This window comes from Streptomyces sp. NPDC041068 (assembly GCF_040647455.1).
GTDB lineage: Bacteria > Actinomycetota > Actinomycetes > Streptomycetales > Streptomycetaceae > Streptomyces.
The window spans coordinates 1-12850 of sequence record NZ_JBEZCG010000028.1 but is presented as its reverse complement, the minus strand read 5'-3'; the positions used below and the strand labels follow the sequence as shown (position 1 = coordinate 12850).

Sequence of the window (12850 nt, the reverse complement as noted above, 5' to 3'; positions counted from 1 at the left end):
TCTCTTCATTTTTTTTTTTTTGTGTGTGTTTTTCTTTTTGGTGGTGCTGACACCCCGGGCCCGCCCCGCGCGGGCGGCCGGCGGCGCCCCCCGCGGCCCCCCCCCCGCCGCGGCCGCGCTCGCGCCGCAGCCTGCGGGGGCCGACAGTCCAGCGGCCGCAGCGGACGGCAGTCCCGCGCGGGCCGACAGCCCCGCGACCGCCGCCGACGGCAGCACGCTCGTGCGCACCGGCGCGGGCTGGATCCGCGGCGAATCCACCGAAGAGGGACGGCAGTTCCTCGGCATCCCGTATGCGCGCCAACCCGTCGGCGATCTGCGCTGGAAGGAGCCCCGGCCCCCGAAGCCGTGGGACGGGGTGCGTCAGGCGGGCGCGTTCGGCAACCGCTGCGTACAGAGCGCCAGTTGGGACCCCGGATACGAGAAGCCCAGCCACACCGAGGACTGCCTGTCCCTCAACGTCTACGTCCCCGATGGCCACACGGCGCAGCGCCCCGTGATGGTGTGGCTGCACGGCGGCGGCCTGACCGCGGGCGCCGGTGAGGACATCGTGCCCGACACCTTCGCCCGCCGCACCGGCACCGTCGTCGTGACCGTCAACTACCGCCTGGGAGCCATGGGTTTCCTCGCCACCAAGGGGGCCGACGGGCTCGACGGCGAGGCGTCCGACGGCGTCTCCGGCAACTACGGCCTCCTCGACCAGCAGGCCGCCCTGCGCTGGGTGCGCGCCAACATCGGCCGGTTCGGCGGCGACGCGGACCGTGTGACCATCGCGGGCGAGTCCGCGGGCGGCCGCTCCGTGTGCACCCTGATCGCCTCGCCCACCGCACGCGGCCTCTACCGCGCGGGCATCGTGGAGAGCGGCGCGTACGGCGACTGCGCGGGCCGCGAGCGCGAGCGCGCGACCGGCGACGGCGCGGCCTTCGTGAAGAAGGCGGGCTGCCCGGACCCGAGGACCGCGCTCGCCTGTCTGCGCGCCAAGCCCGCGAAGGACATCCTCGCCGCGCAGGCCGGCTTCGACTGGGGTCCGGTCGTCGGCGGCGCCTTCCTGCCGGTGCAGCCCAAGGAGGCGTACGAGAATGCGGGCGCCGCCCGCGTGCCCGTTCTGAACGGCGCGAACAGCGACGAAGGAAGCCTCTTCGCCTTCTCGCGGTACGACGGGCAGGGCAAGCCGCTCACCGCCGGGCAGTACCCGCAGGCGCTCACCGACGCCTACGGGCCCGAACTCGGCGGCCGCGTCCTCACCGCCTATCCGCTCACGGAGCACGCCTCGCCGACGCACGCCTACGGCGCGACGGTCGGCGACCGGTCGTTCGCCTGCCCGGCTCTGCGCCTGAACACGGCGCTCGCGGACCGCGGGCCCGTCTACGCCTACGAGTTCGCGGACCGCACCTCGCCGCCCTTCGCGTCGCTGCGCGAGCTGGACACCGACTTCGACTTCGGCGCGACGCACGTCAACGAAGTCCAGTACCTCTTCAAGCACTTCGGCCTGGCGACGCCGCTCAACGCCGAACAGCGGGCGCTCTCACGGCAGATGCTCCAGTACTGGGGTTCCTTCATCCGCGACGGAGTGCCGCGCGCCGACGGCGGGCCGACCGCGCCGGACCAGCGCACCCGGCCCGGACAGGTGCTCTCGCTGCGCACCGCGTCGGCCGGCGGGACGGCGATCAGCACGACCGTGGGCGACGAACACCGGTGCGACCTCTGGGACGCCGTTCCTGCAGGGTGATCGCAGCCGGGTAGGCTGCCCGGCGTGCGCGGCCGAGGGGGGCGCGCACGCCGGGCACTGGCAATTCGAACCACGGGAGGAACCGGCGTTGCACGTCCAGGAGTGGCTGGAGCACGTACCAGCCGTCAGCATCTATGCGCTGGTGGGCCTCGTCATCGGACTGGAGAGCCTGGGCATCCCGCTGCCCGGTGAGATCGTCCTGGTCTCGGCGGCGCTCCTGTCCTCGCAGCACGGAGATCTCAATCCGGTGATCCTGGGGGCCTGCGCCACCGCGGGCGCCATCATCGGCGACTCCATCGGATACGCCATCGGGCGCAAGGGCGGACGGCCGCTGCTCGCCTGGCTGGAGCGGAAGTTCCCCAAGCACTTCAGCGCCGCGAACGTGGCGACCGCCGAGCGCTCCTTCCAGAAGTGGGGCATGTGGGCGGTCTTCTTCGGCCGCTTCGTCGCCCTGCTGCGCATCTTCGCCGGGCCGCTCGCGGGCGTCCTGCGCATGCCGTACTGGAAGTTCCTGATCGCCAACGTCCTCGGCGGGATCGTCTGGGCGGGCGGCACCACCGCCGTCATCTACTACATCGGCGTGGTCGCCGAGGACTGGCTCAAGCGGTTCTCGTACGTGGGTCTCGGCATCGCCGTGCTGATCGGCGTCGGCTCGATGCTGTTCGTCAAGCGGCGGGCCAAGAAGGCGGCGGCGGAGGCCGAGGCGAACGCCGGGATCACGGTGGCCGAGCCGCAGCCCGTCCCGGCCACCGACTGACTCACTCCGCGGCGTGCGCGTCGCGATGGGCCTTGGCGAGCTCGACGTACAGCGTGCCGTTCAGGGAGATGCCCTCGCGCTCCTCGTCCGTGAGCTGCCTGCGCACCTTGGCGGGCACGCCCGCGACGAGCGAGCCCGGGGGCACCTGCATTCCCTGGGGCACGAGCGCCTGCGCGGCGACCAGCGAACCGGCGCCGATCACCGCGCCGTTGAGGACGGTGGCACCCATGCCGACCAGGCTGTCGTCCTCGACGGTGCAGCCGTGCAGGACGGCGTTGTGCCCCACCGAGACGCGCTCGCCGATCGTGATGGGGAAGCCCGGGTCGACGTGGAGGCTGCAGTTGTCCTGGATGTTGCTGTCGGCGCCCACCACGATGGGGCCGCAGTCGGCGCGCAGCACCGCGCCGTACCAGGCGCTCGCCCCGGCGTGCAGGGTCACCTCGCCGAGCACGACGGACGTCGGCGCGGTGAAGGCGTCCTGATCGATCTTGGGGTCCTTGCCGCCGATGCCGGTGATCAGTGCCTCGTGGCCCATCGGATGTCTCCCTCTTCTGTACGTCGTCACGCCTGACGGCACCGTACGGGACCCTGCGGCCCGTGCCCCCGCGTGGGGTGAAGATCACAGCTCGACGGCCTGCGCGCCACCGGGGCGCTGAGTAACGTGAGCGCGTGCCGAAGAACAGGAACACGTTCTCATCCCTCGCCGCCGGGCCGCGCCGCCTGGCGCAGCGCGCCGTCCACGCGGGCTGGGAGTGGGTGCAGCGCACGGGCGCGGTCACCGCGGCGCATCCGGGGCGGCTGCGGTTCGGCGCGATCGGGGAGGGCACGAAGCTGGCCTTCCCGCAGGGCACGGTCTTCGGGGAGCCGTGGATCAGGCTCGGCGACCACTGCATCGTGGGCCAGCACGTGACGCTCACCGCGGGGATGATGCCGGACCTCGACCTCGGGCCCGAGCCGATACTCCGGATCGGCAACGGGGTCGTCCTCGGGCGGGGCAGTCATGTCATCGCCGACACCGCGGTGACGATCGGCGATGACTGCTACTTCGGGCCTTATGTGTACGTGACCTCCACCAACCACTCGTACGACGACCCGCACACCCCTATCGGCAAGCAGTGGCCGCGGATGGAGCCGGTGGAGATCGGGCCCGGCTGCTGGATCGGCACGGGGGCGGTGATCCTGCCGGGGGCGCGGATCGGGCGGAACGTGGTGGTCGCCGCGGGGGCCGTGGTGCGTGGCGAGGTGCCGGATCACGCCGTGGTGGCGGGGGCTCCGGCGCGGGTGGTGCGGACGTGGGATGCGGAGCGGGGGTGGGAGCCGCCGCTGCGTACGCCTGCGCCTGTTCCCATCCCGGACGGTGTTACTCCGGAGCAGTTGCTTGCGTTGGGGGAGCTGGGCGAGGGGTGACTGGGCGGTTTCTCGTCCGCGGGTGAGTCGTGGCTTGTCGCGCCGTTCCCCGCGCCCCATGACGGGGCGCGGCCGCGCAGTACAGTGTGTTGAATCCAGTCATCCAAAATATTGGACGGAATGTGTCGGACCTCGACCAGCTGACCCAGTCCCTCGCGCGCAACCTCAAACGGTGGCGCAACGAAAGGGGCTTCACCCTCGATGCCCTGGCGGCCCGTGCCGGTGTGAGTCGCGGCATGATCATCCAGATCGAGCAGGCCAGGACCAACCCCAGCGTGGGCATCACCGTGAAGCTCGCCGACGCGCTGGGCGTCAGCATCACCACCCTGCTCGACTACGAACAGGGCTCGCACGTACGGCTCGTGCCGCCGGAGCAGGCGGTGCGCATGTGGTCCACTCAGGCCGGCAGCAGCACCACGCTCCTGGTGGGGGCCGAGGCGCGCGGGCCCTTCGAGCTGTGGTCCTGGCGGCTGATGCCCGACGAGGGCAACGACTCGGACGCCCATCCGACGGGCACCATCGAGCTGTTGCATGTCGCGCGGGGCGAACTGACCCTCGTGGTCGACGGGGTGGAGCACGTCGTCCCCGCGGGCACGGCAGCCACCTTCGAGGCCAACGTGCCGCACGGCTACCACAACAAGGGTGCCGAGCCGGTGGAGATGACCATGTCCGTCTCGGTCCCGCCCGCCCACGCGGCTTCCTACTGACCCCTGTTAGCGTGCCGCCATGCGTGCTCCTCTCGGTGATTTCGACGTCGTCCGTACCGCCCCCGAAGCCCTCGACCTGCTCGTCCCGTCCGTCGCTGAAGCCGTACGCGGCTGGAGCGGGTCGGTGGCGGCCGATGAGCTGATCCACGTCGACACCGAGCCGGAGTGGGCCGACACCGCCACCTTCCTGGAGCACTACGGCCCCGAACTGCTCTCCCAGTCCGCCAACTGCGTCGTCGTCGCGGGCAAGCGCGGCGGCGACACCACGCTCGCCGCGTGCGTCGTGCTGTCCGGGACGCGGGTGGATGTGAACGGCGTCGTCCGCCGCCGACTCGGCGCGCGCAAGGCCTCGTTCGCGCCGATGGGGACGGCGACGGGGGAGACCGGCATGGAGTACGGCGGCATCACGCCGATCGGGCTGCCCGCCGCGTGGCCGCTGCTGGTCGACGCCGCCGTCGCCGATCTGCCGCACGTTCTGATCGGCAGCGGCAGCCGGCGCGGCAAGCTCATCGTGCCGGGCAAGGTCTTCGCCGGGCTGCCCGGCGCGGTCGTCGTCGAGGGGCTCGGTGTCGCCGCCTGAGCCTCAGCAGCGGCGGCGCCGCAGCCGCACCCGGTAGGTGTAGTGCTCCGGCAGGAAGCGGCTGATCGCCAGCTCGACGGGGTGCCCTGCCGTGGAGACGTACAACCGGTCGATGCGCAGCAACGGATGCTCGGGCGGGCAGCCAAGGTGCTCGCACGCCGCCGAGTCCGCGAGGGTGACCGTGACGCTCTGCTCCGCCTGCGCGATGGGGTGCGGGAGCCGCCCGTCGAGCATTCCGATCACCGTCGATCCGAGGAGGGGGCCCTTCTCTGTCAATTCCGGGAGGCCGGTGAGGAGTTCGCCGACCTCGGGCGGCAGGGAAACGTTCGTCAGGCAGAACGGTGTGGCCTCGTGCAGCCGCAGGAACGCGACCCTGTCCACCCGGTCGCAGCCGAGCCGCAGCCGTGCCGCCGCGTCGGGGTCGGTCATGCGACGCAGCGGTGAGACGAGCCGCATCGTCGTGTCGAGGGGCAGCGCCATCAGGTCCTCGACCGAGCCGAACTGCCGTGCGTGGCGGTCGTGTTGGGGTGCTGCGAACGTGCCGCGGCCCGGCGCCCGGTCCACCAGGCCCTCCGCCACCAGGTCCTGGAAGGCCCGCCGCACCGTCTGCCGGCTCACGCCGTGGGCCGCCGCGAGCTCCGCCTCCGTGGGCAGTCGCACCCCGTCGGGGAAGTCGTGCCGCAGGATCGCCTCGCGCAGCTCGCGGGCCAGGCGGGCGTAGGCGCTGTCACCCCGCACGGCCACGGGCAGCCCTCATGGTTCAGTCCTCCAGGCCGCCGCGCGCCACCAGTTGACGGGCGATCACATTGCGCTGGATCTCGTTGGTGCCCTCGCCCACGATCATCAGCGGCGCGTCGCGGAAGTACCGCTCGACGTCGAACTCTGTGGAGTAGCCGTTGCCGCCGTGGATGCGGACCGCGTCCAGCGTGATCCGCATGGCCGTCTCCGACGCGAAGAGCTTGGCCATGCCCGCCTCCATGTCGACGCGCCGCCCCGCGTCCGCCTCGCGCGCCGCGTGCAAGGTCAGCTGACGGGCCGCCGACAGTGAAGTGGCCATGTCCGCCAGGTAGTTGCCGATCGACTGGTGCTGCCAGATCGGCACCCCGAACGACTCGCGCTCCTGGGCGTAGCGCAGCGCGTCCTCGAACGCGGCGCGCCCCACGCCCAGCGCGCGGGCCGCGACCTGTAGCCGCCCGGTCTCCAGGCCCTTCATCATCTGTCCGAAGCCCTTGCCCTCGACGCCGCCGAGCAGCGCGTCGGCCGGTGCGCGGTAGCCGAAGAAGGCCAGCTCGCAGCTCTCGACGCCCTTGTAGCCGAGCTTGGGCAGATCGCGCGAGACGGTCAGTCCCGGCCTGTGTTCCGTGAGCAGCACCGAGATGCCGCGGTGGCGCGGCTCGGCGTACGGGTCGGTCTTGCAGAGCAGGGCGATCAGGCCGGAGCGGCGGGAGTTGGTGATCCAGGTCTTCGCGCCGTCGACGACGTACCCGTCCCCGTCGTCGGCGCGGCGCGCGACCGTGCGCAGCGCCTGCAGGTCCGAGCCGCCGCCCGGCTCGGTCAGGGCCATCGTGGCGCGTACCTCGCCGGTGGCCATGCGGGGCAGCCAGCGGCGCTTCTGCTCCTCGGTGCCGAAGTGCACGAGGAGCTTCGCGACGACCGTGTGGCCGCCCATCGCGCCCGCCAGGCTCATCCAGCCGCGCGCCAGCTCCTCGGTGACCAGGACGTAGCAGGGGGTGGAGACGGGGGCGCCGCCGAACTCCTCGGGCACGGCGAGCCCGAAGACGCCGAGCTCCTTCATTCCCTCGATGAGCTCCTCGGGATAGGTGTCGGCGTGCTCCAACTCCCTTACGACGGGCCTGACCCGCCGGTCGACGAAGTCCCGCACGGTCGTGACGACCAGCCGCTCGTCGGGCGTGAGGGTGTCCAGGGCGCTCACCGGCAGACCCCTTCCGCGCGCAGCCGTGCGATGTCGTCGGGGCCGCGGCCCAGCTCGGCGAGGATCGCGTCGGTGTGCTCGCCCGCCTCCGGCACCGGATCCATGCGCGGGACGACTCCGGAGAGGGCGGCCGGGGGCAGCAGCGCCTGCACGGGCTCGTCGGTGCCCGGCACGTGGATGTCCTGCCAGCGTCCGCGCTCGGTGAGCACCGGGTGGTCGAGGAACTCGTGCACCGAATTGACCCCGGCGTTGGCGATGCCGGTGCGGTCGAGCAGCTTCATCGCCTCGTCGCCGCCGAGTTCACAGAAGCGTACGGAGATGATCGCGTCGAGGGCGTCGCGGTGCGCCACGCGGTCGGACCCGGTGGCGAACCGCGGGTCGTCGGCCAGCTCGGGGCGGCCGATGAACTCCCGGCACAGCGCGGCCCATTCGCGCTCGTTCTGCACGGACAGCAGCACGTCCTTGCCGTCGGCGGCGGTGAACGGGCCGTACGGCGCGACCGTGGCGTGCCGGGCGCCGACGCGGGGCGGCTGGGTGCCGCCGTAGCGCGTGTAGTAGGCGGGCTGGCTCATCCACTCGGCGAGCGCGTCGAAGAGGGAGACCTCGACGGTGGGCGCGCGGCCGGTCGTCGCCCGGGTGAACAGGGCCGAGAGGATGCCGCTGTAGGCGTACATGCCGCCGGCGATGTCGGCCACGGAGATCCCCACGCGCGCCGCTTCCTCGGGGGTGCCGGTCAGCTGGAGCAGCCCCGTCTGGCACTGCACGAGCAGGTCGTACGCCTTGCGGTCGGCCCAGGGCCCCTCCGTGCCGTAGCCGCTGACGGTGCAGGGGATCAGGGACGGGTGGCGGGCCTGCAGCTCCTCGGGGCCGAGGCCCATGCGGGCGGCGGCGCCGGGGGCGAGGTTCTGCACGAACACGTCGGCGCCCGCGATCAGTTCGGCGAGGATCTGCTGTCCCTGTGCCGACTTGAGGTCGAGGGTGAGGGACTCCTTGGAGCGGTTCAGCCAGACGAAATAGCTGGCCTGGCCGTGCACTGTGGTGTCGTACCGCCGGGCGAAGTCGCCGCCGCCGGGGCGTTCGACCTTGATGACACGGGCCCCGAGATCGGCGAGCTGCCGGGTGGCGAAGGGCGCGGCGACGGCCTGCTCCAGGCTGACGACGGTGATGCCGGCGAGGGGGAGGGGAGGTGGCATGCCGCGTTTGTACGGCCAAAGGAGAAGCGGGTCAATGGCGGCGCCACGGGGCTGTGACGCGGGCGGCCCGATCTCGACGTACGCCGTGCGCACGGCCGACGTGCACCGGACGCACGGCCGACGTGCACCGGACGCGCATCAGACGTACGGCCGACGCGCGGCCGAGGGGCGCAGTTCAGCCGATGCCGTCATGGTGCTTGACGCACCGCCGTCCCCACTGCACGGAGAACGGAACTGTCATGGTCTCGACACCGCTCGTTCCGACGGACACCGGCTCGTACGTCACCTCCATCGCGGACACTCCCCAACAGATCAGGGCCGCCCAGCGGCTGCGCCACCACGTCTTCGCTACGGAGATGGGCGCGCGTCTCGACACTCCTCTGCCCGGCCACGACATCGACGCCTTCGACGACCTGGCCGACCACCTCGTCGTCACCGACACCTCGACCGGCGACGTCGTCGGCACCTACCGGCTGCTGCCCCCGGGGCGCACCGAACGGTCCTACTCCGACGGCGAGTTCGACCTGCGCGCGCTCAGCCGCCTGCGGTCCTCCACCGTCGAGGCGGGCCGCTCCTGCGTCCACCCCGACCACCGCTCCGGTGCCGTCATCAACCTCATGTGGTCGGCGCTCGCCCGCTACGTCCTGCTCTCCGGCCACCGGCACCTGGCGGGCTGCGCCTCCGTGCCGCTGGCCGACGGCGGCCGGGCGGCGGCCGGGGCCTGGCTGCTCGGCACCGCCAAGCACGCCGCGCCGCCCGAGCTCCGGGTCCACCCCCGGCGCCCCTGGACGCCCGCGGGTCCGGTGCCCGAGCGCCCGACGTACGCCGATGTGCCGCCCCTGCTGCGCGGCTACCTCCGCCTCGGCGCGTGGATCTGCGGCGCCCCCGCGCACGACCCGGACTTCGACGTCGCCGACTTCTTCGTGCTGCTCGACATGGAGCGGCTCAGCGCGCGCCACCGGCGATTCTTCCTCGGGGTGGGCGCGTGAGGAGCCCCTGGACGGTCGACCGCGGCTGCCCGGCGAGCTGCGCCGTCGAGCCGGATCCGCGCGTGCCGCTGGGCGAACTCACCCGCCGGTACGCCGCGTTGACGTACACCCTGACCCGGGCCGTGGCACGGGGCGACCGGCTTGCCGAGCCCCGGGTCCTGCGGGCCGAGGCCCGCGCGGTGCTCGGCGCGCTCGGGGTGCGCCTGGAGGTGGCGCGCGCCGCACGGCTGAGCGCGCGGGACCGAGGCGTGGGCACCCTCGTCGTGGCCAACCACATCTCCTGGCTCGACGTCGTGGCCCTGCTCGCCGTCGATCCGGTGAGCGTCCTCGCCAAGCGCGAGGTGGGCCGGTGGCCGGTGATCGGCACGCTGGCCCGGCGGGTGGGGACGCGGTTCATCGACCGGGACGGCAGCCCGCGTCGACTGCCCTGTGCTGTCGCCGAGTTGGCGCGGGACCTGCGGGGCGGCACGTCCGTCCTCGTCTTTCCGCAGGCGACGACGTGGTGCTCCATCGCGGGCGGCGACTTCCGGCGGGCCGCCTTCCAGGCGGCGGTGGACGCGGGGGCGCCCGTGCGGCCGGTGACGGTCGAGTACCGGCAGGGCGGCGCCGCGGTGACCGCGGCCGCCTTCCTCGGCGAGGAGGACTTCACCGCCTCGCTGCGCAGGGTGGCGGCCGCGTCCGGTCTGACCGCGCGGGTCACGGTCCACGATCCGCTCATCGGCGCCGACCGGCGGGCGCTTGCCGAGGCCGCGCGGCGGGCCGTGCTCGGGGTGGCCGCGCCGCTCAGCGGCGGGTCCTCGCGCGCGGCCGCCTGCGGTCCGTCCGCCGCAGGCAGGACCGCGAGCCGGGAGTGGTCGGGCGCGTGACGCAGACGGTGCTGCTGTCGAGTGGCGCGTCCGCGAGGCGGCGCCAGATCAGGGTGACGTGGCGGGCGAAGCGCACGGCGGGCTTGTGGGCGAAGACGATGTACGCCATGAGGGCACCTCCCAAAGGGGCGGTGCGGCAGCGCGAAGGGACGCGGGAGGCGTCAGCGCGTACCGCGAGGAGACGGGTGAAGGGTGCTCAGGAGTCGACTGCGACTCGGACTCGGACTCGGACTCCGGTCCATGGTTCCCGCCTCCTCTCCACTGGCTGACCGCGTGTGAGGCGATCTCGACGGAATCGCCCCCAACCTAAAGGGTGGTTGTCCGTGGGGCCAGAGGTCCAAGGTCCCGAACCGCCGCGTCGGGAGCCGAGAGCTATGCGGCCGCGTCCGCGATGTCCCCGCCGCTGGTTCCTGCGGGAGAGCCGGGGGCCACGGACGCGGCGGCCTGTGGGGCGCACTCGATCAGGAGCAGGAGTGCCTCGTCCCTGGCCGACGCGCCGATGTGCTCCCTCAGTTCGCCCGCCATCCGGTCCAGGCACACGCCGGGGTCGAGGGCGTCCAGGGCCCCCGCGCGCGACGCGAGGGGGTAGAGGGCGCCCTTGGCGTCGGGGGTGTCGCTCGCGCCGTCGGTGTGCAGGAGCAGGCGGCGGCCCGGGGTGAGCCGGACCGTGGTGGCGTAGATCGGGATGTCGTGGTCGACCAGGTCGAAGAGGCCGAGCGGCGGAAGCAGCGAGACGAGGCTGAGCGGGTGCGCGGAGCCGTCGGCCACGACCAGCGGCGGCGGGTGGCCGCAGCAGATCAGGGTCGTGGTGCCGTCGTCGGCGACCCCGATGAGCAGGGCCTTGGCGAACAGGTCCTCCTCGGCGAGCAGGCTGTCCAGGCGCCGGGCCGACTCCGCGAGGCCGGGGGTCTCGCCCGCGACCCTGGCCCATCGGTAGAGCAGGCTCGCGGCCTTCTCCTGGGTTTCGGTTCCTTTGCCCATGAAGTCGACGACCAGGAGGCGCACGCCGAACGGGGTGGGCCGCAGATCGCAGAAGTCGGCGGTCATCCTTCCCGTGGAGTCGGCGGGCAGGGCGCGCATCTCGACGCGTACGTTGCCGATCCACGACGAGGCGTTGCGCAGGTGGTCCGGTTCGGCGGCCTCGGCCGGGCACGGTGCGGACGGTCGGCCGAGGTAGCGCGCGAGGGCGGTGATCAGAACGATGTTGATCAGGGTCGCCCCGATGACGATCGGCCGGTCGCGCCAGTGGCCCATGCCGAGCAGCAGTGTCGCACCGAACGTCGCGGCGCCGGTCACGAGGGACCGACGCCGAGGGGAGGGCAGGAACAGGGGCAGCGCCGCGACACCGGCCAGGGCCGCCACCACCCCGGGGTGCGTCGCCCTCAAGGCGATGTCGAGGGCCATGACCAGGGCGATCCCGAGGACGACAGCAGCTCTGACCGCGTGGACCGCCCTCGGAACGGGAAGTTGAGACATCGCCGCACCGTGCCCTCTCGCGCCTCGCTTGCGCACAGCGTAGCGACGGGGCGGCAGTGCTTCAGTGTGACGACAGAACAGGGCGCGGAAGCGATCAGGGGCGGTCGATCAACGCCCCGTCAGCCGCTTGAAGTTGTCGCCGAACGTCCATCCCTTCGAACCGTCCCAGTTGATCGACCACGTCATGAGGCCCTTCAGGCCGCCGTTGTACGTGTTCCACGCCTGGGCCACCAGGTTCGGCGCCATGTAGCCGCCGCCCGCGCCCGGTTGGGCCGGGAGCCCGGGGACCTGCTTGTCGTAGGGGACCTTGATGGTGGTGCCCTGGATGACCAGGCCCTTGTCGAGGCAGTCGGTCTGCTTGGTGAAGCCCTGGACGGTGCCCGCGGAGTAGGAGTCGCCGGAGCAGCCGTACATGCTGCCGTTGTAGTACTGCATGTTGAGCCACCACAGGCGGCCGTTGTCCGCGTACTTCTTGATGATCGGCAGGTAGGCGCCCCAGATGGAGCCGTAGACGACGCTGCCTCCGGTGACGTACGCCGTCTCGGGGGCCATCGTGAGGCCGAAGCCGGCGGGCATGCGGGCGAGCACGCCGTCGATGATGCGGATCAGGTTGGACTGCGAGGGCGAGAGCTGGTTGATGTTGCCGCTGCCCACGAGGCCGGTCTCGATGTCGATGTCGATGCCGTCGAAGTTGTACTTCTTCAGGATCGGCACGATCGTCTCGACGAAGCGGTCCGCGACGGCGGGTGAGCTCAGGTCGATCCCGGCCGCCGCGCCACCGATGGACATCAGGATGGTCGCGCCGTCGGCCTTGGCCTGGCACATCTCGGCGGGCGTCGCGACCTTCACCGTCGCGTCCATGCCGTCCTCCCACAGGACGGTGCCGTCCGAACGGATCACGGGGAAGGCCGCGTTGATCACGTTGTAGCCGTGCTCGCGGATGCGGGAGTCGGTGATGGGGGTCCAGCCGAACGGCGGGTGCACGCCGTTGGCGGCGCCGTCCCAGTTCTCCCAGTACCCCTGGAGCACCTTGCCCGCGGGCTTCGGCTTGAGGGCGCAGGTGTCGGCCCGCGGCGCGGGGGACGCGGAGTCCGGGGCGGCCGCGGCGGCCGGCAGTTGTGCGACACAGACCAGTGCCAGGGCGGACCCCAGCAGGCGTAACGTCCGACCGATCACGCTGTGCTCCCTGGGTGCGGTGGGGGGGGGGGGTGGGGGT

13 protein-coding genes are annotated in these 12850 nt (G+C 72.3%); 7 read left to right on the top strand and 6 right to left on the bottom strand.

Features of this window, described 5'->3' with window-relative positions:
- Window positions 1-43 precede the first annotated feature (43 nt).
- Together AB0B50_RS41220 and AB0B50_RS41215 are read left to right on the top strand one after the other, a co-directional pair.
- Window positions 44-1726, top strand: coding sequence for a carboxylesterase family protein (locus AB0B50_RS41220; protein ID WP_362342088.1), 1683 nt, complete (start codon window positions 44-46; stop codon window positions 1724-1726).
- Between the two features lie 88 nt (window positions 1727-1814).
- Window positions 1815-2483, top strand: a complete 669-nt coding sequence (locus AB0B50_RS41215) for a DedA family protein (protein ID WP_362342085.1) — start codon at window positions 1815-1817, stop codon at window positions 2481-2483.
- 1 nt (window position 2484) lies between these two features.
- On the opposite strand, the gene AB0B50_RS41210 is transcribed toward AB0B50_RS41215, so the two are convergent.
- Entirely contained in the window at window positions 2485-3018 is a 534-nt protein-coding gene (locus AB0B50_RS41210; protein WP_362342082.1) for a gamma carbonic anhydrase family protein, read from the bottom strand.
- A 134-nt stretch (window positions 3019-3152) separates the two neighbouring features.
- Here AB0B50_RS41210 and AB0B50_RS41205 point away from each other — a divergent pair, with 134 nt between their 5' ends.
- The 3 genes from AB0B50_RS41205 (at window position 3153) to AB0B50_RS41195 (ending at window position 5177) form a co-directional block, all read left to right on the top strand.
- Window positions 3153-3890 carry an acyltransferase gene (locus AB0B50_RS41205; RefSeq protein WP_362342079.1) on the top strand — a complete coding sequence of 246 codons (738 nt, stop codon included), beginning with the start codon at window positions 3153-3155 and terminating at the stop codon, window positions 3888-3890.
- A 122-nt stretch (window positions 3891-4012) separates the two neighbouring features.
- Window positions 4013-4597, top strand: coding sequence for an XRE family transcriptional regulator (locus AB0B50_RS41200; RefSeq protein WP_362342076.1), 585 nt, complete (start codon window positions 4013-4015; stop codon window positions 4595-4597).
- Between the two features lie 19 nt (window positions 4598-4616).
- Entirely contained in the window at window positions 4617-5177 is a 561-nt protein-coding gene (locus AB0B50_RS41195; RefSeq protein ID WP_362342073.1) for a YbaK/EbsC family protein, read from the top strand.
- A 3-nt stretch (window positions 5178-5180) separates the two neighbouring features.
- On the opposite strand, the gene AB0B50_RS41190 is transcribed toward AB0B50_RS41195, so the two are convergent.
- The 3 genes from AB0B50_RS41190 to AB0B50_RS41180 are packed head-to-tail and all read right to left on the bottom strand — an operon-like array spanning window position 5181 to window position 8303.
- Window positions 5181-5921: a GntR family transcriptional regulator gene (locus AB0B50_RS41190; protein ID WP_362342071.1), complete on the bottom strand. Its 741-nt coding sequence runs from the start codon at window positions 5919-5921 to the stop codon at window positions 5181-5183.
- Window positions 5922-5937: 16 nt separating this feature from the next.
- Window positions 5938-7110 carry an acyl-CoA dehydrogenase family protein gene (locus tag AB0B50_RS41185; protein WP_362342068.1) on the bottom strand — a complete coding sequence of 391 codons (1173 nt, stop codon included), beginning with the start codon at window positions 7108-7110 and terminating at the stop codon, window positions 5938-5940.
- A complete protein-coding gene (locus AB0B50_RS41180) occupies window positions 7107-8303 on the bottom strand; it encodes a CaiB/BaiF CoA-transferase family protein (RefSeq protein WP_362342065.1) in 1197 nt (398 codons plus the stop codon). The genes AB0B50_RS41185 and AB0B50_RS41180 overlap by 4 nt, the downstream gene beginning before the upstream one ends.
- 239 nt (window positions 8304-8542) lie before the next feature.
- Here AB0B50_RS41180 and AB0B50_RS41175 point away from each other — a divergent pair, with 239 nt between their 5' ends.
- Both AB0B50_RS41175 and AB0B50_RS41170 read left to right on the top strand, forming a co-directional pair.
- On the top strand, window positions 8543-9292 hold the full coding sequence (locus AB0B50_RS41175; RefSeq protein ID WP_362342062.1) for a GNAT family N-acyltransferase: 750 nt from the start codon (window positions 8543-8545) through the stop codon (window positions 9290-9292).
- Entirely contained in the window at window positions 9289-10158 is an 870-nt protein-coding gene (locus AB0B50_RS41170) for a lysophospholipid acyltransferase family protein (RefSeq protein ID WP_362342059.1), read from the top strand. The genes AB0B50_RS41175 and AB0B50_RS41170 overlap by 4 nt, the downstream gene beginning before the upstream one ends.
- A 372-nt stretch (window positions 10159-10530) precedes the next feature.
- Here AB0B50_RS41170 and AB0B50_RS41165 read toward each other — a convergent pair whose 3' ends face one another.
- A complete protein-coding gene (locus AB0B50_RS41165) occupies window positions 10531-11634 on the bottom strand; it encodes a SpoIIE family protein phosphatase (RefSeq protein WP_362342057.1) in 1104 nt (367 codons plus the stop codon).
- Between the two features lie 108 nt (window positions 11635-11742).
- Complete coding sequence (locus tag AB0B50_RS41160) at window positions 11743-12810, bottom strand: chitinase (protein WP_362342055.1); 1068 nt, start codon at window positions 12808-12810, stop codon at window positions 11743-11745.
- Between the last annotated feature and the right edge of the window lie 40 nt (window positions 12811-12850).

Bases quoted from the DNA above. Each gene is read 5' to 3' on its own strand.
- AB0B50_RS41195 (WP_362342073.1), top strand. From the start codon at position 4,617: ATGCGTGCTCCTCTCGGTGATTTCGACGTCGTCCGTACCGCCCCCGAA.
- AB0B50_RS41175 (WP_362342062.1), top strand. From the start codon at position 8,543: ATGGTCTCGACACCGCTCGTTCCGACGGACACCGGCTCGTACGTCACC.
- AB0B50_RS41210 (WP_362342082.1), bottom strand. From the start codon at position 3,018: ATGGGCCACGAGGCACTGATCACCGGCATCGGCGGCAAGGACCCCAAG.
- AB0B50_RS41180 (WP_362342065.1), bottom strand. From the start codon at position 8,303: ATGCCACCTCCCCTCCCCCTCGCCGGCATCACCGTCGTCAGCCTGGAG.
- AB0B50_RS41165 (WP_362342057.1), bottom strand. From the start codon at position 11,634: ATGTCTCAACTTCCCGTTCCGAGGGCGGTCCACGCGGTCAGAGCTGCT.